This window comes from Hymenobacter nitidus (genome assembly GCF_020447315.1).
GTDB classification, from domain to species: Bacteria; Bacteroidota; Bacteroidia; order Cytophagales; family Hymenobacteraceae; genus Hymenobacter; species Hymenobacter nitidus.
Genome location: NZ_JAJADQ010000004.1, coordinates 361156 through 381288 on the forward strand (window position 1 = coordinate 361156; position 20133 = coordinate 381288).

General features: G+C 61.0%; 21 protein-coding genes. 8 read left to right on the forward strand and 13 right to left on the reverse strand.

Going from position 1 to position 20133, the window contains the following annotated elements; all coding sequences use genetic code 11:
* Positions 1–16: 16 nt before the first annotated feature.
* On the reverse strand, positions 17–421 hold the full coding sequence (locus LGH70_RS09925; RefSeq protein ID WP_226185077.1) for a hypothetical protein: 405 nt from the start codon (positions 419–421) through the stop codon (positions 17–19).
* 144 nt (positions 422–565) lie between these two features.
* The gene (locus LGH70_RS09930) at positions 566–955 is read right to left on the reverse strand and encodes a hypothetical protein (protein WP_226185078.1); all 390 of its coding nucleotides are present in this window, start codon (positions 953–955) and stop codon (positions 566–568) included.
* Positions 956–1229: 274 nt separating this feature from the next.
* Between LGH70_RS09930 and LGH70_RS09935 the strand changes: the two genes are divergently transcribed.
* Positions 1230–3503, forward strand: a complete 2274-nt coding sequence (locus tag LGH70_RS09935; protein ID WP_226185079.1) for a heavy metal translocating P-type ATPase — start codon at positions 1230–1232, stop codon at positions 3501–3503.
* Positions 3504–3581: 78 nt separating this feature from the next.
* Here LGH70_RS09935 and LGH70_RS09940 read toward each other — a convergent pair whose 3' ends face one another.
* The 3 genes from LGH70_RS09940 to LGH70_RS09950 form a co-directional block, all read right to left on the reverse strand.
* On the reverse strand, positions 3582–4292 hold the full coding sequence (locus tag LGH70_RS09940; RefSeq protein ID WP_226185080.1) for a GAF domain-containing protein: 711 nt from the start codon (positions 4290–4292) through the stop codon (positions 3582–3584).
* A 239-nt stretch (positions 4293–4531) separates the two neighbouring features.
* Entirely contained in the window at positions 4532–4843 is a 312-nt protein-coding gene (locus LGH70_RS09945; RefSeq protein ID WP_226185081.1) for a hypothetical protein, read from the reverse strand.
* Positions 4844–5015: 172 nt separating this feature from the next.
* Positions 5016–5849, reverse strand: coding sequence for a universal stress protein (locus LGH70_RS09950; protein ID WP_226185082.1), 834 nt, complete (start codon positions 5847–5849; stop codon positions 5016–5018).
* 171 nt (positions 5850–6020) lie between these two features.
* Here LGH70_RS09950 and LGH70_RS09955 point away from each other — a divergent pair, with 171 nt between their 5' ends.
* Together LGH70_RS09955 and LGH70_RS09960 are read left to right on the forward strand one after the other, a co-directional pair.
* Complete coding sequence (locus LGH70_RS09955; protein ID WP_226185083.1) at positions 6021–7064, forward strand: 2-hydroxyacid dehydrogenase; 1044 nt, start codon at positions 6021–6023, stop codon at positions 7062–7064.
* A 206-nt stretch (positions 7065–7270) separates the two neighbouring features.
* Positions 7271–7804, forward strand: coding sequence for a hypothetical protein (locus tag LGH70_RS09960; RefSeq protein ID WP_226185084.1), 534 nt, complete (start codon positions 7271–7273; stop codon positions 7802–7804).
* An 85-nt stretch (positions 7805–7889) separates the two neighbouring features.
* On the opposite strand, the gene LGH70_RS09965 is transcribed toward LGH70_RS09960, so the two are convergent.
* Positions 7890–8234 carry a YbbN family protein gene (locus LGH70_RS09965; RefSeq protein ID WP_226185085.1) on the reverse strand — a complete coding sequence of 115 codons (345 nt, stop codon included), beginning with the start codon at positions 8232–8234 and terminating at the stop codon, positions 7890–7892.
* 167 nt (positions 8235–8401) lie between these two features.
* On the opposite strand from LGH70_RS09965, the gene LGH70_RS09970 reads away from it, so the two are divergent.
* Both LGH70_RS09970 and LGH70_RS09975 read left to right on the forward strand, forming a co-directional pair.
* Positions 8402–10015 carry a sensor histidine kinase gene (locus LGH70_RS09970; RefSeq protein WP_226185086.1) on the forward strand — a complete coding sequence of 538 codons (1614 nt, stop codon included), beginning with the start codon at positions 8402–8404 and terminating at the stop codon, positions 10013–10015.
* Positions 9993–11051 carry a response regulator gene (locus LGH70_RS09975; protein WP_226185087.1) on the forward strand — a complete coding sequence of 353 codons (1059 nt, stop codon included), beginning with the start codon at positions 9993–9995 and terminating at the stop codon, positions 11049–11051. Before LGH70_RS09970 ends, LGH70_RS09975 begins: the two co-directional genes overlap by 23 nt.
* Before the next feature lie 84 nt (positions 11052–11135).
* Here LGH70_RS09975 and LGH70_RS09980 read toward each other — a convergent pair whose 3' ends face one another.
* On the reverse strand, positions 11136–11708 hold the full coding sequence (locus LGH70_RS09980; RefSeq protein ID WP_226185088.1) for a sugar O-acetyltransferase: 573 nt from the start codon (positions 11706–11708) through the stop codon (positions 11136–11138).
* A gap of 157 nt (positions 11709–11865) precedes the next feature.
* Entirely contained in the window at positions 11866–12906 is a 1041-nt protein-coding gene (locus tag LGH70_RS09985) for an NAD(P)-dependent alcohol dehydrogenase (protein ID WP_226185089.1), read from the reverse strand.
* Positions 12907–13223: 317 nt separating this feature from the next.
* Here LGH70_RS09985 and LGH70_RS09990 point away from each other — a divergent pair, with 317 nt between their 5' ends.
* The 3 genes from LGH70_RS09990 (at position 13224) to LGH70_RS10000 (ending at position 15742) form a co-directional block, all read left to right on the forward strand.
* Positions 13224–13418 (forward strand): hypothetical protein, encoded by a 195-nt coding sequence (locus LGH70_RS09990; protein WP_226185090.1) that lies wholly within the window; start codon positions 13224–13226, stop codon positions 13416–13418.
* Between the two features lie 270 nt (positions 13419–13688).
* On the forward strand, positions 13689–15002 hold the full coding sequence (locus LGH70_RS09995; protein ID WP_226185091.1) for an ankyrin repeat domain-containing protein: 1314 nt from the start codon (positions 13689–13691) through the stop codon (positions 15000–15002).
* 41 nt (positions 15003–15043) lie between these two features.
* Positions 15044–15742 carry a recombinase family protein gene (locus LGH70_RS10000; RefSeq protein ID WP_226185092.1) on the forward strand — a complete coding sequence of 233 codons (699 nt, stop codon included), beginning with the start codon at positions 15044–15046 and terminating at the stop codon, positions 15740–15742.
* Here LGH70_RS10000 and LGH70_RS23610 read toward each other — a convergent pair.
* The 5 genes from LGH70_RS23610 to LGH70_RS10020 form a co-directional block, all read right to left on the reverse strand.
* Positions 15695–15817 carry a hypothetical protein gene (locus tag LGH70_RS23610; RefSeq protein ID WP_262905297.1) on the reverse strand — a complete coding sequence of 41 codons (123 nt, stop codon included), beginning with the start codon at positions 15815–15817 and terminating at the stop codon, positions 15695–15697. The two genes, LGH70_RS10000 and LGH70_RS23610, sit on opposite strands and share 48 nt — an antisense overlap.
* A gap of 183 nt (positions 15818–16000) precedes the next feature.
* Entirely contained in the window at positions 16001–17035 is a 1035-nt protein-coding gene (locus LGH70_RS10005; RefSeq protein ID WP_226185093.1) for an LLM class flavin-dependent oxidoreductase, read from the reverse strand.
* Positions 17036–17121: 86 nt separating this feature from the next.
* Positions 17122–18300 (reverse strand): LLM class flavin-dependent oxidoreductase, encoded by a 1179-nt coding sequence (locus LGH70_RS10010; RefSeq protein WP_348533744.1) that lies wholly within the window; start codon positions 18298–18300, stop codon positions 17122–17124.
* A 21-nt stretch (positions 18301–18321) separates the two neighbouring features.
* Positions 18322–19239 (reverse strand): NmrA family NAD(P)-binding protein, encoded by a 918-nt coding sequence (locus tag LGH70_RS10015; protein ID WP_226185095.1) that lies wholly within the window; start codon positions 19237–19239, stop codon positions 18322–18324.
* Between the two features lie 37 nt (positions 19240–19276).
* On the reverse strand, positions 19277–20131 hold the full coding sequence (locus LGH70_RS10020) for an SDR family oxidoreductase (RefSeq protein ID WP_226185096.1): 855 nt from the start codon (positions 20129–20131) through the stop codon (positions 19277–19279).
* Positions 20132–20133 lie beyond the last annotated feature (2 nt).

Consider the following 20133-nt stretch of genomic DNA (forward strand, 5'->3'; position numbering starts at 1 on the left):
TGCTGCTAGTCAGTAATCAATGCCCGCGCCCGTGGCCCCGGCTGGAGCCCGCACCCGCACGGCTGCTACTGCCGCCACCCCGGATGCTCCGGCTGCCTTCGGACCCCCTGCTACTACGGGCGCTGCGGGCTGTGCGTTCGGTTCGCTCGCCCCGGGCCGAGCGGGCTTCGAGAAACGAAGATCGGGCGCCGGCTTCTACCCGCAGCGGCTTGCTTTGCCGGTGGGTCTGGGGCACCGATTTCACCGGCGGCTTGGTCGCGGTGCTGCGGCCCCGGGCACTGCCGGGCCGGCTGCCCTGGGCGGGTTCCACTGCCACCGCCTTTTTCGGGCGCACGACTTTGGCCGCCGAACTATACCCTGGCGTGGGCGCTGCTGCCAGCGCCAGCAGCAGAAAAAGCAGAAAGTGGAATGCAGGTTTCATAGAAGAAAAAGACAAAACAGCCCGGGCGCCGAAGCAACCTACTGTATTTTATGCATTGAAACACGCCAACCCCGACAAACAGTGCCGGCCGCGCCTCTGAATAACTCAGAAACGCGGCCGACTGCCAGCGGCTGGGCCGAAAAACTACTTGCCCGCGCGGCGCCCATACTTGCCCGCGTGGCCTTCTTGGCGGTGGCAGCTGGCCGCCCGGGCACTGCCGTGGCTGCGCGGGCCGCGGGCCGGCCGGATACCTTGGTGGGCGCGGCCACCACTGGCCACGGCGCTAACGGCGGCCCCCCGGCGGGAGCCCGCCAGAAAGGGGCTATGCGCTACGCCCCGCACCGCTTGGCCATGCGTTGCCGGAGCCAGCCTGCTTTCCCGGTGGTCGGGCGCGTCGGGTTTCGGCTTGTATTTCGCTCGTGGCTGCCCGGCTTCCAGTGGTATGTCGAGGATCTGAGTTGTAGCGGCGGGCGTCTGGGCCAGGGTGGCGACGGAGTACAGCAGCACGGCAGCGGAGAAAAGCAGCTTTTTCATGAGGCGAAGGCTGAACCAGGTGAATACGGATCAAACCTAGCCGGTCAACATGATGCGAAAATGATAAGGCTCAGCTTACCGTCCCGGCCTCCATTGGGCTCCGCGCCAAGCGTCGGAACGGGGTCGGCAGGCCCGGCCGGGAGTGAAATTATGCAAGTTTCAGCAAGGATTCCGTACCAACTCTGACCATGCCTGGCCGTTCCTTTGCAAAAGAGTTTTCGTTCGTTTTCTCCGAGCCGAAAAGCTTCATTCTTCTCTTTGCTGCTCACCTGTTATGGAACCTGATATTAAAACCGAAACACTCGACATCGAAGGCATGACCTGTGCCTCCTGTGCCTCGTTCGTGGAAAAATCCCTGGCCCGCACGCCGGGAGTCACGCGGGCGGTGGTCAACTTTGCCACCGAAAAGGCCACCGTTGAGTACGTGCCCACGGAAGCTACCCGGGCCACGCTCCGGGAGGCGGTGGTGAAGGCCGGCTACGGCGTCAGTGAACGGGCACCGGACACCAGCGCGGCCGAGCGCAGCGCGGAAATCGACGAGCAGAAGGCCCTGGCTTACCAAAAGCTGAAACGCCGCTTCTGGGTGGCTATGGTGCTGGCCATCATCATTATGCCCCTGAGCATGCTCATGCTGTGGCCGGCCCTGATGGCGCGCGTCAACATGCAGGAACTGAACTACGGCCTGCTGCTGCTGACGCTGCCGGTGCTGCTCTACAGCGGCCGCGAGTTCTATACCTCGGCCTGGAACAGCTTCCGGCACGGCACCGCTACCATGGATACGCTCATTGCTGTGGGCACCGGGGCGGCCTTTCTCTATAGCCTGGCCGCCACCGTGGTGCCCCGGTTTTTCACGAGCCGGGGGCTAATGCCCGAAGTATACTACGACACCACCGCTACCATCATTGCCCTGATTCTGCTGGGCAAAGTGCTGGAGATGCGCGCCAAAACCCAGACCTCGGCGGCCATCAAGGCCCTGATGGGGCTGCAGGCCAAAACGGCCCGCGTCGTGCGCCCCGACGGGCAGGAGGTCGATGTGCCCATCGAGCAGGTGCAGCCCGGCGACCTGGTGCTGGTGCGCCCCGGCGAGAAAGTAGCCACCGACGGTATCGTGGAGGAAGGCCACTCGGCCGTGGACGAGGCCATGCTCACGGGGGAAAGCCTGCCGGTCGAGAAAAAGACCGGCGACCCGGTCTTCGGTGCCACGCTCAACAAAACCGGTTCTTTCCGCTTCCGCGTCACGAAAGTGGGCACCGAGACCATGCTGGCCCAGATTGTGAAGCTGGTGGAAGACGCCCAGGGCAGCCGGGCGCCCATTCAGCGCCTAGCCGACCAGGTCAGCGCGGTTTTCGTGCCGGCCGTGGTCGGTATTGCTATTCTCACGTTCGTGCTGTGGTTTGCCCTGGCACCGGTCGAGACGCGCCTGCCGCTGGCTTTGGTCAACTTTGTGGCCGTCCTCATCATTGCCTGCCCCTGCGCCCTGGGGCTGGCTACGCCCACGGCCATCATGGTCGGCACAGGCAAGGGCGCCGAGTACGGCGTGCTGATTCGCAATGCGGAAGCCCTGGAAAAAGCCGGCCGGGTGAATACCGTGCTGCTCGACAAAACCGGCACCATTACCCGGGGTGAGCCCGCCGTGACGGATTTTGTGGCGGCTGAAGGCCAAGACGCGGCCCGGCTGCTGCAGGTGGTAGCGGCCGTGGAGCGGCAGAGTGAGCACCCGCTAGCCGAGGCCGTGGTGCGCTACGCCGAGGCCCGGCAGACGCCCGTAGTGCCCGTGGCCGATTTTCGGGCGGTAGAGGGCAAAGGTGCCTCCGCCGTAGTCGATGGCCAGGCTGTACTTATCGGGAATTTCCGCTTGCTGGAGGAAGCCGGCGTGGTCCTGCCAGCAGCCGTGCGCCAGCAGGCCGGCGAACTATTGGTCCAGGCTAAAACCGTGCTCTACGTGGCCGTAGCGGGCCAGGTCGTGGGCCTTATCGGGGTAGCCGATACCGTGCGGGACACGTCGGCGGCGGCCATTCAGCGGCTCCAGGCCATGGGCATCGAGGTGGTGATGATGACCGGCGACAACCCCCAGACGGCCGCCCAGGTGGCCGGGCAGGTGGGCATCAAACGTTATTTCGCCGAGGTGCTGCCCCAGGAGAAAGCCAGCAAGGTGAAGGAGCTGCAGGCCGAAGGCCGCACGGTAGCCATGGTCGGCGACGGTATCAACGACGCGCCGGCGCTGGCTCAGGCCGACATTGGGCTAGCCATGGGTGGCGGCACCGATGTGGCCATGGAAGCGGCCGGCATCACACTCATGCGCTCCGACCTGCAGGGCGTAGTCACGGCCATCGACCTGTCGCGCCAGACCATCCGCACCATCCGGCAGAACCTGTTTTTCGCCTTTATCTACAACGTGCTGGGCATTCCCGTGGCGGCTGGCCTGCTGTACCCCGTCTTTGGGCTGCTGCTTTCGCCCATGCTGGCAGCCGGAGCCATGGCCCTCAGCTCGGTATCGGTGCTGACCAACTCCCTGCGCCTGCGCGGCTTCTCGCCGCGCAACGGCTAAGGCCGGGGAAGCTGGCAGAAATGCCCGCGCCATAGCAGCGTATTTGCACGCCCGCACGAGCTTATCGAACGGTCCGGATCAGGAGCACTCGTGCTCATCGAGCAGGGCCTTGAAATCGTGGAGGCGGCGCTCTACCTGCGCCAGTAATTCGGCCGGCACCGGAATCTGGACGCCGTGGCGGGTGAAGAGGTAGCGCACCAGGGCCGTCAGCTCGCGCAGCTCCTCCTGCAGCTGGGCCCGCAGCTGTTCCCACTGGTCGGAGCCGGCCCCCGACTGGTGCAGGCAGGAGTGGCGCACAGCAATTGCCTGGCTGATTAAGGCCGCCAGCTGATCGAGCACCTGTTGCTCGGCCGCGCTGAAGGAGCGGGGCTGCCGGTCGATGATGCAGAGAGTACCCAGTGGGGTCTGGTCGGGTAGGCGCAGCAGCGCGCCGGCGTAGAAGCGCAGCTCGTTCTGCTGGGCTGCCTGCGCCGCCTCGGGCGTAATGGTAGCCGTGGTTTCGAGTAGCAGATCGTGGTAGACCACGGCCCGCGACTTCTGGATGGCCGTGGAGCACAGGGCTGCAATGCGCGGCTGCCGGTCGTTGCCGGGCATGCCGTGGTTGGCCGGGTACAGCACTTCCTCTTCCTCGACTACGGCAATCAGGGAAATAGGTAAGCTGAACACCTGGGCCGTGAGGGCGACAAACTCATCGAAGATGGGCTCAATCAGGGTCGGCAATACGTCGTAGGTGCGGAGGCTGCGCAGCCGTTCACGCTCATCGTCGGGCAACAGAGAAGCAGGATTCACAGACATGGACAGATGGTAAGTTCTGGCGTTACGAACTTGCCAGCTCAACAGTTTACCCGGAATACGTGCGTCACTTCTCCGGCAGTAGCCAGCGCACCCGGCGCTACCCGGCGGCCACGACCGGCACAACCGACGGATTTGGCTGCTGCTGGCAAAGAACCAGGGCTTCGTTCCCGGAAAGCAGCCCGCTCCCGAGCGGGGGCAGGCGATGGTAAAAAGCCAAATAAGTGCGGGCCGGCCTAAAACTTCCGGGCATGGCAGGCTGAGCAGTCGGCCGCGGTGGGCAGCATATAAGCATGCTGATCAATAGCGGCATCCATGGCTTGGCGGAAGGCAACCAGGAGCTTTTCGCGCTCAACGGTGGGCATGTTTTGCAGCACCTGCTCAATGGCCGCCCGGTACACGTGCGCCATAAAATTTGGCCCGTAGGCGGCAAAAAAGCCATTGTGCAACGCATCAAACGTGGCTTTTTCCGAGGTAGAAATAGACTGGGACAGGGCCAGCCATTCTTTGGCGTTGTTGGCCAGGCTGAGTTGTAAAGAGTCGTTCATGAGCTGGTGAGCAGGCTGAATAGCGAAGAGAAAACCGAAAGCGCAGCAGATGGCGGGCCGCTTGCAGCCGGCAAATCTAGGAGCAAGCCCGGCCGCTGGTCTTGACGAAACGCAGGCCCAGGGATGAGTTTCGTCAAGCGGCGACGGCTGCCCGGCGGCCGTACCGGGTTTCTCAGCACACGTCGGGCAGCCACTCCGCTTGAGGGCGCCCCGCGGCGGGCAGCAGCACCGGCACCCGGCTGCCCCGCAACACCTGGGTTGTCACGCTGTGATGAAAAAGCTGGCTCCAGAAGCTATGCGCGCGCACCGGCAGCACGAGCAAATCGGCCGGAATGGCATCGAGGGCCCGCAGAACGCCATCAGCGGCCGGCCCGTGCTGCTCTTCGTACAGCTCCAGCGGCTGGTCGGCCAGAAGCTTGCTGCCCCGGATGCTGGCCAGGGCCCGTTGCCCGGGAAAGGCCTGCTGTTCTCCCTCGGCCACCACGTGCACAACGGTATAGGTTGCCGGCCACAGGTAGAACAGCGGCGTAAGGGCCCGGCTGCCGGCATCGAGGAGAAAAGCCCGCGAATCGACGGCCACGGCCACGCGCCGGGGAATAGCTGGAGTAGCCGTGGGCGGTATAAGCAGCAGGGGTAGGCCCGTGGCCCGCAGCACGGGCAGGGCCTGGTCGCGCAGCAACTCGTCCAGCAGGGTAGGCTTCGCACTCAGGCTCATCACCAGCAGCAGCGGCTGGTAGCGCCGCACGGCCTCGGCCACAGCCTCCGCAAGTGGCTTTTCCGACACCACTAGTTCGGTCTCCGGCGCATCGGGCAGGTCCGGAACGGCATCGGCCTGGGTGGTTGGTAAGCGGACCCCGGGCACGCTCAGCACTTCGGGCTCGGGCGTGAGGCAAAGGCGCAGCAGCACCAGGCGGGCCCGCAGGGGCGCGCTAACCGCCGCCGCCACCTGGGCTACGTGCGAGGCGGTAGCCAACAGGTCGGAAAAAACAAGAACGCAGGTAGCCATGGCAGCAGGAGAAAGAGAAGTACGAACCGCTCAGGCCCGGTGGGCTAAGCTGGATAAAGCTGGCTCTTTACCCGGCCCGCTGTCTTGATGCAGGTCAAGCCCGGGCATGATTCTGCTCATTCTTTTCCCGCTGGCAGTACCTCACCTTTGCTTTCTACCATACTGCCGCCCATGAAAACCACGGTCTTCAGCACCAAGCCTTTTGAGCAAGCCTACCTGAGTGCAGCCCTTGGCCCCGAGCATCCACTCCGCTTCATTGAGGCCAACCTGAGCGTGGACACGGCGCCGCTGGCCCAGGGCTCGAAGGCAGTGGCCATTTTTAGTACCGACGACGCCTCGGCCCCGGTGCTGGAGGCCCTGCACGCGCAGGGCGTGCGGTTTATGACCATCCGGGCCACCGGCCACGACCAGGTAGACCTGGTCCGTGCCCAGGAGCTGGGCCTGCGGGTAGCCAATGTGCCGGAGTATTCGCCCTACGCCATTGCCGAGCACACCCTGGCCCTGATGCTGGCTTTGAACCGCCGCCTGATTCGGGCCGACCGGCAGCTGCGCTCCTACGATTTTCGCCTCGACGAGCTGATTGGCTTTGATCTGCACGGCAAAACCGTCGGTATTATCGGCCTGGGGCACATAGGCGGTATCGTGGCCGGCATTCTGAAAGGGTTTGGCTGCCGGCTGCTGGGCTATGACCCCATGCCCAACCCGGCCCTGACCGCCCACGAGGGCGTGACCTACACCAGCCTGGACCAGCTTTGTGCCGAGGCCGACATCATTACCCTGCACGCGCCCATGACGCCGCACGCGCCCTACCTGATTGATGCCCAGCGGCTGGCGCTCATGAAAAAGGGCGTGATGCTGATCAATACTAGCCGGGGTGCGGAGCTGGATACCGAAGCCGCCCTGGCCGCGCTGGACTCGGGGCAGCTGGGCTACCTGGGCCTGGATGTATATGAGCACGAGCAGGCGCTGTTTTTTCAGGACCATTCCCGGCAGCCCCCCGCCGACCCGCTGTTTGCCCGCCTGCTGACTTACCCCAACGTGCTCATCACCGGGCACCAGGCGTTTCTGACCCAGGAGGCCCTGGGCAACATTGCCGCCACTACCCGTCAGAACCTGGATGGTTGGGCGGCCGGCGAGGTGCTGGCAACCGAGCTGACCCACGCCGCGCCGGGCCACCCGGTGCAGGTCGAAGCCAAGCCGGTACTGCCGGCCTGACTGGCCCCGAAACGCTCACCTACGTACTTCCCACCCGGTTTTCCCCGCTTTATGGAACCTGTCTCACCTGCTACCGAGCGCGACACCTCCACCCGCGACACGCTCATCATCTCGGCCTTTATGGCTACGCTGGTGCTGCTGGCCGCCGTGGTGCTGGGGCTGCGCTAAGCCGCGCCTTGCTTTTCTCACTTCGTTTTCTCTTTTGTATGAAATCCTCCCAGCAAGTTCTTACCGCCCAGCTCACCACTGCCGTAGCGCCCCATATCGGCCCGGCCGGCGCGGTGCCGGCTTCCAAAGCCGTGGCCAAAACCCTGCGGCAGCTATCCGGGCAGCTACTCAAACAGCAGGCCCGGCAGGTGAAAGCCGATGCGCGGGCGGCGCGGCCCACCAAAAAGATGGTGCGCCAGCAGCTGGCCGGCGAGCTGACCAACCTGCTGCAGCCATTACTAGGTGGGCCCGAAGAAGCGGCCAAAGCCGTGCGAAAATCGGTTCTGCAACTCGCCGGCCTGGTGCTCAAGCAGCGCCGCCGTCAGCAAGACAAACCGGCGGCCAAAGCCGCGCGCAAACCCGCTACGCGCGTAGCGGTACCGACAGCCGCGGCTACGCCCAAAGCCGAAGCCAAAGCAACCAGTGCCCGGCCAGCCCCGCGCCAGGCGCTGGCACCCAAGCGGCCAGCCGTGAAGCCAAGGCCCGCGCCAGTAGCTACCATCGGCTCAATGGCAGTGGCTGCCCCGGAGTAGGTCCCAGGTCGTTCTGGCTCTGGCACCAGGCGGCCGCCTGGCAGCATCGGAGGGAGTAGAGCTTGGTCAGTAGCGGGGCGGCCGGTTAGGGTTGCTCCGATTCCCGCGCGTCGGCCTGCATCTTGAGCAACAGGCTGATAGCGTAGGTTTCCTCCGTGGGCAGGCCTTCCTGTCGCCCCAGCTCAATACCGTGGTGCAGCAGTACGCAGGCCGGTAGTGAGGCCACTCCAAAGCTGAGGACCACGGCCGGGTGCTGGGCAGCCTCAATCTTGAGTACCCGGATGCTGGCACCCAGCCGCCGCTGCAGCGCCTGAATCCAGGTATCGGTCAGGCTCACCATTTGGGAAACCTGGCCATAGTCCGCTGGCAGCAGCACCAGGAGCACGGCCGTATCCGGGGACAGCGGCGGAAAAAGGGAGGAAAAGGGCATAGCGTGTGGGGTAGGCCGGTAAAAGTACTTGTGGCGCAGGCCGCGCAACATGAGCCGCCTCACCAGCTTGCTTGATCTTCGTCACCGGCCCGCTCCGTTCAAATTTGCCGACCTTAGCGACGGCGCTACGCTGGCTATTCTGCCGGGCGGTTTTCCTGCTTCGAATTATGGCTACCGACCACTTTGCGCACTCCCTGACCGATGTGCTCATCAATCAGGCCCCCGAGTTTCTGGGCGTTTATGACCCCGGCCAGGGCTGGTTTACGCGGGTCAATCCGGCCGGGGTTCAGCTGCTGGGCTATGCTTCCGAGCAGGCGTTTCTGAGCGAGCCGGCCCGCGCCCTGCGCACGCCCGCGTTGTCGGCCCACGACTGGGCCCTGCTGCGCGAGCTTTGCCGGCGCCACGGCCGCCAGCAGGCTGAAACCGAAATCAACTGCCCCAATGGTAGTGCCTTTGTGGCCTGCATCGAGCTGACGTACTTCCAGGCCGAGAGCATGCCGTCTATTCTGGTGCGCATCACGGCCCAGACCCGCCTGCACCAGGTGGAGCACGAGCTGGCCCAGAGCGTGCGGCGCTACGAGGCCGTCTTTGCCAATGCCACCATTGGCATCCTGGTCTGCAACCGGGCGGGCACGATTGTGTCGGCCAACCAGATGGCCCACCAGCAATTTGCGTATCCCGAAGGGGCTCTGCCCGGGCTGAGAGTTGAGGAGCTGATACCCAATGCCGGCAGCCGGCGGCACGAGCAGTTGCGCCAATCCTTTAACGCCCACCCTCAGGTGCGGGCCATGAGTGCCCACCGCAGCGACCTGGAAGGCCTGCGCGCCGATGCCTCGGTGTTTCCGGTGGAAGTCAGCCTGAGCTATTTCAATCTGGATGCCGAGCTGTATGCCGTGGCCTACATCCTGGACATCACCCTGAAACGGCAGGCCGACCAGGAGCTGCTGGCCGAGCGGCGGCGCGTAGAGCGGCTCAATGCCGAGTTGGAGCAGAAAGTAGCCAACCGCACCTACGCCCTGACCAGCACCCTGGCCCAGCTGGAACTGCACAAGAACGAGCTGGCCAAGGCCCTGACCGCCGAGCAGGAGCTGGGCGAGCTAAAGTCGCGCTTCGTGAGCATGGCCTCGCACGAGTTTCGCACCCCGCTCACGGCGGTCCTCACCTCGGCCGAGCTTATCGAGCAGTACACCGCTGACGCCCAGCAGGACAAACGCCTCAAACACCTAGACCGCATCCGGCAGTCGGTGCTCCACCTGAATAACATCCTCGAGGAGTTTCTGGCCGTGGGACGCATCGAGGAAGGCCGGGTGCTAACCTGCGCCGCGCGGGTGCTGCTCCCGGATCTGCTGCAGGAAACCATTACCGACGTGCAGGGCCTGCTGAAGGCGGGCCAGACCATTGGGCAGGAGGTGAGCTGCGCCGCGCCCATCTGGCTGGACCCGTCGCTGCTGCGCAAAATCATGGTCAACCTGCTCTCCAACGCTCTGAAATATTCCGGCGAAAACGCGCGGGTAGTGGTACGGGCCCAATGCCGCGGGCAGCAGCTCACGCTCAGCGTGCAGGACGAAGGCGTGGGCATTGCCCCGGAAGACCAGACCCACCTGTTCGAACGGTTTTTTCGGGCCCGCAACGTGGCCTACGTGCCCGGTACGGGCCTGGGCCTCTACATTATTGCCAAGTACCTGGAGCTGATGCAGGGCACCATCGTGCTGCACAGTACCCTGGGCGTAGGCACCACCGTTACCTTAACCATTCCGTATGAAAACCATTCTGCTGATTGAAGACGATGCGTTCATTCGGGAAAATACCGCCGAGCTGCTGGAACTGGCCGGCTACGCGGTGCTTACGGCCGAAAACGGCCAGCTGGGCGTGCAGCAGGCCCTGGCCACCAAGCCCGACCTGGTGGTGTGCGACATTATGATGCCCGTGCTCGACGGCTACGGCGTGCTGCAGATCTTCAACCAGAACCCCCAGCTTTCGGGCGTGCCGTTCATCTTTCTGACGGCCAAAACTGAGCGGGCCGACCAGCGCCGGGGCATGGAGCTGGGCGCCGATGACTACCTGACCAAGCCCTTCGACCGGGCCGAGCTGCTCAGCGCTATTGCCGGCCGGATCAGCCGGTTTCAGCACCTGCGGCCCGACTACGACCTGCACGCCGACGGGCTGCACGAGTTTCTGGACGATGCCCGCAACGTCATGACCCTGCAGAGCCTCTCCGACGACCGTCGGCCACACGCCGTGGCACGCAAGCAGATGATTTATGGCGAAGGCGACGAGGCCGCGCGGCTTTACTTTGTGCGGGCGGGCCAGGTAAAGACCAGCAAGAGCACCGCCGCAGGCAAAGAGCTGATTACGGGCCTCTACCAGGCCGGCGAGTTTTTTGGCTACAAAGCCCTGCTCGACGGCTCCGCTCATTCCGATTCGGCCGTGGCCGTGGAGGATTCTGTGCTGCTCTACATCCCGGCCGACGACTTCACCCAGCTGCTTCTGCGCAACCCGGAAGTCAGCCGGCAGTTTGTGCGCCTGCTCGCGGGCCAGGTGCGGGAGCAGGAAGTGCTGCTGCTCGACATGGCCTACAACTCCCTGCGCAAGCGCGTGGCCGACATGCTGCTGCGCCTGCACCAGAAGGAAAGTGAGCTGATGCCTTCCGCTCCGCACATCCATATCTCCCGCGACGACATGGCCGCCCTGGTCGGCACCGCGCCCGAGTCGCTGAGCCGCACGCTCAGCGAGTTTCGGCAGGCCGGAATCGTGGAGCTGACCAGCAAGTTCATCCGGGTGATTCAGCCCGAAAAGCTGCGGGGCGCTAATTGGTAACTCCCCGGGCCAGCGCGGCTGTGCGCCGGGCCGGCCGGACGATGACGCATGGGCTGATACTGCCGCTCAAGAGGCCCGGGGGCGCTACAGGTGCTTCACGACCCGGGCCGGCACGCCGGCTACAATGGTGTTGGCGGCTACGTCTTTGGTCACCACGGCGCCGGCCCCTACAATGGCGTTTTCCCCGACGGTAACACCCGGCATGATGGTCACGTTGGCGCCAATCCAGGCCCCGCGTTTGAGCACGATGGGGGAGGAAATGGTGCTGCGCCGCTGGGTGGGGTCGGTGGGGTGGTTGGTGGTAATCAGGTTCACCTTGGGCCCGACCAGCACGTTGTCTTCCAGCGTGATGCCGCCCCGGTCCATGAAGGTGCAGGCGTGGTTCACGAAGACGTTTTTACCAATCCGGATGTTGTGGCCGAAGTCGGTGTAGAAGGGCGGAATCAGGAAGAACGTGGCATCCACGGGCTGGTTGATCAGCTGGCTGAACACGCGGTTCACCTGCTCGTTGTCGTCGACCACCATGGCGTTCAGCTCCGAGGTGGTGCGGATGGCCTTGCGAATAATGGCGTAGATCTGCGGGTAGTCCGGGTCGTCGAGGGAAATAACCTCGCCGGCTAGTTCCCGCGCAAAGATGGTTCGGGGCTGGGTTTCCATGGAGTTAGGCAGTGGTGGAGTAGTTGATTGGTGCGTTCGGGACCTGCAGCGGCACGTTGCGGCCCTGGCAGCGGCGCCGTCAACTGCAAAGCCAAGCCCCGCTCTTGCAGCACCGGGGTGCAAGCAGGAGCGGGGCCGGTATCCGACTTAGCAAAGGCTACAGCGTGGCGATGTCCAGCACGAAGCGGTAGCGCACGTCGCCCTTGAGCATCCGCTCATAGGCCGTGTTAATGTCCTTAAAGTCAATCAGCTCGATGTCCGACACAATGTTGTGCTCGGCGGCGAAGTCGAGCATTTTCTGCGTCTCGGCAATGCCGCCGATGCTGGAGCCCGCCACGCTTTTACGGCCGATGATCAGCGAAAAGGCGGCCAGGTCGAGCGGCTTGGGCGGAGCGCCCACGATGATGTGCGTGCCGTTGGTTTTCAGCAACGACAGATACATGCCCAGATCGTGCTGAGCCGACACGGTGTCGAGGATGAAGTCGAACGAGCCTCTCACGGCTTTCACCTGAGCCTCGTCCTTGGTCACCACGAAATTGTGGGCGCCCAGGGCTTTGGCGGCCTCTTCCTTGTCGGGAGAGGTGCTGAGCACGGTTACTTCCGCGCCGAAGGCTACGCCCCACTTCACGGCCATGTGGCCCAGCCCGCCCAGGCCCAGCACGGCCAGCTTGTGGCCCTTGCCCACGTTCCAGTAGCGCAACGGCGAGTAGGTGGTGATGCCGGCGCACAGCAGTGGGGCCACGGCGGCCAGGTCGAGCTTATCCGACACGCGCAACACGAATTCCTCCCGCACCACGATGTTGTTGGCGTAGCCGCCGTAAGTGGGCTGCCCGTCGCGGCCGAGGCTGTTGTAGGTCTGGGTGTTGCCTTCCAGGCAGTACTGCTCCAGGTCGTCCTGGCAGTTGCTGCACACTTGGCAGGAGTCGACCATGCAGCCCACGCCGGCCAGGTCGCCTACTTTGAAGTTCTTGACGTGAGCCCCAACCTGGGTAACGCGGCCCACGATTTCGTGGCCCGGCACCATGGGAAAGATGCCCGGGAACCAGTCGTTTTTGATCTGGTGGTAGTCGCTGTGGCACACGCCGCAGAACAGGATATCAATCTGCACGTCGTGGGCGCCCACGTCGCGGCGCTCAAAGGTCCAGGGAGCAAGGTCCGTGGTCGGGCTTTGCGCCGCGTAGCCTTTCGATTCAATCATTGGTTTTGGAAGTTAGGGTAAGTGAAATAGTAGGGTTGCACCAGCAGCCCCGCATAGCAGGGGCTACACATAGCGCGTAAGGAGTTGCTTACGTTTACCAGCCGGTTCGGTCGACTTCCGCCAGCGGCCGCCGCTTAGTTGTGGCCGGATATTCCGGTTGAATACCGGTGTGCGGCGTATGCCAAAAGTATGAAAGCCACCTATAAAGCCTTGCCCGACGAGCTTGCTCAGGGAATCACGGCGGCAACAGAATTGTATTACCGGCAGCTGGACCGCCTTCCCCCAAGGCGCTTGAGCTGGTAGAATGGCTGGGGCAGATGCATCCCAAAGTGCAGGGCCATATGTGGGTGCTGGGCCTGCGGCATTGCCTCGCGCTGCCCTCCTTCCTGCGCTACATATCAATCAAACGTGGCTATTTCCTGTACGCATTTATGGAAGCGCGTTTACTGGCGGACGACTTTCCGGATTGGGTGCGCCTGGAGGGCGCACCTGTTCAGCTTCCTGCTAAATAAGGACCGCAAACGGCTCCTGAGATAAGTAGCTTAACCAAGGCGGAACCCTATTGTTTGGACAGCTACAGTTGGCGCATCAATTCTTTTCTGAACACTTTTTGCACCCCGCCAAAAGGCCCCGAAAATGCTGTTTTTCGGGGCCTTTTTTCCTATAGTAATTCGAACACCTCTCTGTGCTCAGAATAGCGTTCATATTCCAAAGCCTAGGACAAGAAGACAGAGTACTTTTGCTTGACATGGATTGACTTACCATACCTCTCTGAGATGCCAATGAGAAATACACTATTTTCAGGTATTATTATACTGCTATCCATCCTGTTTGCTAGCTGCTCTTCCGAGCCAGATGTTCATAATGCTGCAAGAAATGGAGATTTAAAACGCATCAAGGTATACGTCCAAGAAGGAGGCAAAGTAGACTCGCTTACTGATAACGAAGATTCTATATTAAGCTATGCTGCTCTAGGCGGCCAGGTTGAAGTCATGCGGTACCTGATAGTTAAAGGTGCTGATGAAAGAAGGTGGAATAACGGCGAGGCTCTAATTCATACTGCGACGAGAAGCAAAAATGTTAACGCTGTAAAAATTTTGCTTAATAGAGGGGCTAACGTGAATTCTCGGATAATGAGCGACAGCCTACGAGGGGAAGCAGATGCTGGTCAAACCCCCTTGCTGATTGCTGCCAAAGAACTCGATTACCCCATGGCTGCCTACTTAATTAGTAGGGGTGCACATGTGAATGTGAAGGACGAGTATGGTCATACCCCGTTGATAACGGCAAATTTTTACTCTAATGGTTCTTTCCCCTCTAATCGAGAACAAATTTTTAGCTTGGTGAAGCTACTTGTTGAGAATGGAGCCGATGTAAATCTAGCGGATAAAACTGGCTCAACCCCAATTGCGCTGGCAGCACTAACCGGACACAAAGTAGTAGTAGAGTATTTGATTCAGAAAGGAGCTGATATCAATAAGAGGGGAGAGAATGGAAATACCGCATTCTCGTACGCCGCTCTTGATGCTAATAAGGCTCTGTGTGAATACTTGATAACTTTAGGTGCCCGCCCGAATGATCGTCTTGACGATGGCAGCACAGTTCTAATGCAATCCATTGATAGTAATAATGTCGATTTTTTACGCTGGCTCATTCTTACGTTCAAATACAACATTCAAGACAGGGACACAAGTGGGCATACCTTGTTGATGTATACGGTCGGTAGTAGAGAGATGGAAACCACCGCATTCGTGGTAAACGAGTTAAAGATGGATGTTAATGCCAGCGACTCCAAAGGCGTTACGCCCCTTATGCTTGCTGCAGCCGGGGTAGATCTTGATAAAATCAAGTTTTTAGTAGAGAAAGGAAGTCGGGTGAATGTACAGGACCAGAAAGGCCTCACTCCCATCATGTATATAGCTCAGCATGCGCAGGTTGGCGACTCCGGTCCCGGTAATGATGTTGCTTGTTATAATGCCATAAAATACCTGATGGAGCATGGTGGTCGTACGGACACCAAAAATAAGGCAGGACTACGAGCAGTTGATTATGTAAGTGACAAGCCATTTCCTGAGCTTATCACCTTATTAAGGTAAAAAGAAAATAGAATCTGCATACTAACTAATCTGTATTAGCTGTGCGAGTAGCCCTCTATGCCCGGGTGTCGACCCAGGACAAGGATCCGGAAAACCAGCTGATGGTGCTGCGCCGGGAAGCCGAGCGCGCTGGCGACGTGGTAGTGAAGGAGTACGTCGACGAGGATTCGGGCCGTAAGTCGAGCCGCCGGGCCTTCCAGCAGTTGCTGACCGACGCTGGCAAGCGCAAGTTCGACCTGGTGCGCGTCTGGGACCTGAGCCGCTTCAGCCGCGAGGGTATCGAGAAGGTGTTCGAGCACACCTCGCTACTGGAGCAGTGCGGGGTGAGTTTCTGGAGCTACTCCGAGCCAATGCTGAACACGGCCGGCCCGATGAAGGACTTCATGAAGGCGGTGCTCAGCTGGGCCACCGGCTACTACAGTGAGCGGCTCAGCGAAAACGTGAAGCAGGGCCTGGCCCGGAAGAAGCAGAAGGCGGCCGAGAAAGGGGAGGCCTACGTGCACGGCCGTCGGGCTCTGGCTCCGGAATTAGTGGCCCGCATCCGGGAACTGCAGGGCGAAGGCTTCAGCGTCAGAAAGATCTGCGCCGCGGTCGATGTGCCGGTAGGCACAGTGCACCTGGTCGTAGCGCAACACGGGCTCGTTGTCGGTACCCGGTTCCTCGTAGGCAAATTTCGGGCCGTGGACTTTGCGCTAGTACTCGTCCCAGTGCTCGTAGGCCAGGTTTGGATTCGCTTCTAGGGCAATTTCAGCCGGCTCGGCGTCGGGGTTGTCGATGCCCTCGCCGTGCAGGACCTTGGTCGAGCCTGGGTCCATAGTGCGCTCGACGCATGGGGTGTTATCGGCGCGCGTCAGGAAGGAAACGAAAAAGCGGGCAGCCGGATGGCCACCCGCTACCTTACGGCGATAACCAGAAAACGGCCCTACATGAGAAACCGGTCTGGGCGCATTTCGGAAGTAGGGCTGATTAGCCTGCTAGGCGCTACTTACCATTTTGCTTTACCTGTTTTCATTTATCTCCTGCACAATGTCTGCAAATAGCCGGGTGGATTTGAGCCGGTCTTCCAGGGCGTACATGCTGGAAGCGGTGATAAGCTCATCGGCCTGCGTTTCGACCAGAAATGCTTGCAACTGCTGCTTGACGTTTTGCTTGCTGCCAACAAAGGAGTACTTGAGCATCTGGTAGACGGATGGATGCTGCCACATCTCTTGCAGTTCTTCGGTCATGTCAGTTGGCGGCTGCATGGGCTCTTTTGTTCTCCCCGTTAACATCCCGACGAACATCCGGATGACGCTCGTGAACTGGCGTTGGGCTTCTTCGTCGGTATCGGCCACGTAGGCGTTGATGGCCACGATGGTATACGGCTGACTTAGCGCCGCCGAAGGCTGAAATTCGTCACGATAAATTCGCAGCGCCTCGTGCAAGTGCGTGGAGGCAAAGTGGCTGGCAAACGCATAGGGCAGGCCCAGCTTGGCCGCTAAGTGGGCGCTATCGGTGCTGGAACCTAAGATGTACAGAGGCACTTCGGTGCCTTCGGCTATAGGGGCCCGCACGGCGGCCTGTTTGTTGGCAGGGGAGAAGTACGTCTGAATCTTGCTGATTTCTTGCGGAAAGGCCTGGGCCGCCTGCATGAAATCCGACCGAATGGCCTTCGCGGTCGGCGAGTCGGTACCCGCCGCCCGGCCCACCCCCAAATCAATGCGGCCTGGATAGAGCTGCGCCAACGTGCCAAATTGCTCGGCCACAATCAGAGGCGAATGGTTGGGCAGCATGATGCCGCCGGAGCCCACCCGGATGGTCGTCGTATTTTCAGCCACGTACCCAATGAGCAGGGGGGGCGCGTTGCTGCCGATATTATCGGAGTTATGATGTTCGGCCAGCCAGTAGCGGGTGTAGTGGGCTGCCTCGGCAGCTTGAGCCAGCGCCAACGAATTGTTCAGGGTCTGCTTCACCGTATCGCCTTGCGAGACGATGGCTAGGTCTAAGATGGAATAAGCGACTGATTGCTTTTCCGGGCGGTTGGACTCGTTCACAGGAGTAGGCATAACTTCTTTCGGTAAGTGGCCGCTGGTAGCAGCAGGCCAGATGCTTTAGTAGCAGGAACAGCAGGAGACGCTGCTTAAATGGTTCGGAACGCTGGGGTTGGTAAGCCCAGATTTCCCCGCAGGGTTTGCGCTTCGTACTCCGTATGGAAGAGGCCGCGTTCCTGCAAAATGGGTACTACCAACTCGATAAAGTCTTGTATCCCATACGGATGGTCTTGCTGAACCATAAGCATATCGATTGCTCCGGCTTCATACCACTTCTGTACCTCGTTGGCAATGCGTTCGGCCGAGCCCATGAATAAGGGAACGGGTCGGTGCGAATACGGACCTAGGGCGCGGATTGCCTGGTACTTCGCGTAGGCCTCGGCATCGGTGCGGCCCACGATGGGGTTTTGCGCTACCGACCGCACGAAGTCTGCCGGCTGCCGGCCTTTTTCCAGCAGCTTCGCGGTCAGCGCATTGGACAGGGACAAGGTTTCCTCGAAGGAGCTGCCCGCCATGAAGACGCCGTCGGTGTAGGAAGTGGCTAGGTCCACGAAGGTGGGGGAGCTACCGGCCATGTACAAAACCGGCCGGCCCTGCACCGAGCGGCTGAGGTTCAGCGGCCCATCCACCGAGAAGTACTTGCCCCGGTAGTTGATGGGGTGCATCTTGCGCGGATTCAGAAACACGCCGCTTTCCTTATCGCGGGGAAAGGCGTCGTCCTCGTACGTGTCCCATAGGCCCAGCAGAATCTCCAGAAACTCTTGGTGCATGGGGTACTGGTCGGCTTTGCCGAGGTGGCCCCGGCTGAAGTTCACCATCCCGCCGGGGTTGGACGTGATGGCGTTGAGCGAGGCCCGGCCCTTACTGATTTTGTCCAGCGACAAGACCTTCCGGGCCAGGTTGTAGGGGTCAGTGTAGGAAGTCGAAGCCGTCAGCGAGAGGCCTATGCGCTCCGTTTTCATGGCCAGGGCCGACATGAGCGTCCCCCCCTCGAACATGCTCAGGTAGTAGGGAATGTTGCCGGGGCCAACGTGGCTGACATCGTACAGGAACAGGGTTTCAAATTTGGCCTGCTCCGCCAGCTGCGCCTGTTGAATGAAGAAATCGATGTTTTCGCCGGCGTCGGCGGGCATGTCGGGGTGGCGCCAAGAGGAAAAATTCCACCCCGGCCCATCAATGACCGCGGCTAGCTTTAGTGTTTTTCTGTTGTTCATCACTTGGAGTATGAATGCGTGCTTTTGCCCCGGCAGAACCTTCTCGGCAGGCATAGACCAGTACCTGCCTGTCCTTTATATCGACCCAGCTGACGCCACAATTGCAGCCTTATGCTCCTCCAGAAATTCCCGCAGGGTTTTGGCGGGCCGGCCCAGCACGTAGGGAATATCGTTCTGCACCATCGACATATAGGACATCCGGCCGTCGAGCATCTGCGTCACAAACTCAATGTTGGCATTCGCGTACCAGCTCTCCGCCCCATTCGCCAGCAGCGTTTCAATCAGCTCTTTAAAGCCTTCGAGGCCTTTGTTCTCATACTTGATTTTCAGGCCGGTCACCTCGCTCAACAGCGCCGCAATTTCCTGCCCGTTAAAGGTTTCCACGCTCAGCCAATAGTGCTGACCGCCGTGGCGCTCGGGGCCGTCGACGAGGGCTTTGGTGGCCACCGCCGCAATATCACTAGAGGCAATGTAGCCGACTCGCCGGTCATCCCAGTAGCCGGTGTAGGTTAGATTCTTGGGTATGTACAGCCCCGTAAACACCTCCATAAACATGTTCGGGTGGAGGTGGGTCCAGGCGATGCCGCTGGCCTCGATGTACTTTTCAATCAGCTGGTGCCAGGCAAAGTGGGCATCGGTCGTGTCCCACTCCGCAAACACGCCCACGTGCACGATATGGCGGACGCCGGCCTTTTTTGCCGCATCCACCAGGGTTTTGCTTTGCGTGAGCATGGCCACTGTGTAGCCGGTTAGCAGAAATACCCGGTCCACCCCGGCCAGCGCCAGCGCGAAGGTTCTGGGGTCATCCAGGTCCAGGTAATGGCAGTCTTTTCCGTTACGGCGAAGCTGTTCTACCGTCTCCTGGTTGCGCGAGGTGATGCGTACGTTGACGGCTTGACCTTCCAGGTCTTTGACCACTTGGCGGCCAATTGTTCCGCTGGCGCCTAACACCAGAACGGTCGGTTTTTGCTGGTTTTCTATTTGATTTTGCATTGTAATTAAATTCGGTAGGTAGGGCCGGGCGCGGCTACTAAAGTGCGGCGACCGGGAAGCTGGTGGCAGCAGCCACGGTCTGCCACTGTTGCAAATCGTGCTGCACGGCGGCTATTTTGAGGTCGGCCACTTGGTGGGCGTCCTCGCCCAGAAATAAGTGCAGAGGTGCGTTTTCGGCTTCACTGATCTGGATAAGGACCGCCGCCGCTTTGGACGGGTCGCCGGGCTGCTGGCCGTTGTAGTGCTGGTCTTGAAGTACCTGCGACGCGTGGATAGCGTGGTAGGCCGCCAAGGGCTGCTGGGGGAGGGCCAGCGAATCTGCCGTGAGGAAGTCGGTGCGGAAGGAGCCGGGGTACACCACCGTGGCTTGGATGCCAAAGTTCTTGACTTCCGCCGCGTACGATTCCGTGAGGCCCGCCACCGCAAACTTGGTGGCGCAGTAAATGCCCCAGCCCGGAAAATGGCCCAGGAACCCACCCGAAGAGGAGATATTGAATACCCTACCTCCGCCCTGCTGTCGCAGGTAAGGAGTAGCCCCGCGCAGCACGTTGAGCAAGCCAAACACGTTAACCTCGAAGTTTTGGCGGGCTTCCTGGTCGCTGATTTCTTCTAGGCCGCCGAGCTGGCCATAGCCCGCATTGTTCACCACCACGTCGAGTCCGCCGAGCGTGCCGATAGTAGCTTCAACAGCCTGGCGCACGCTTTCCTCGCTGCTTAGGTCCATTTGTAGGGGTAGGAAACGGTCATTAGCTCCCGGCACGGCTTGCCGCAGCGCTTCTAGGTTGCGGGAGGTAGCGGACACGGCGTAACCGGCGGCCAGCAGCTCCCGCACCAGCGTTAAACCGAGACCCTTCGAGGCCCCGGTTACAAACCATACTTTCTTGTTCGTCATCG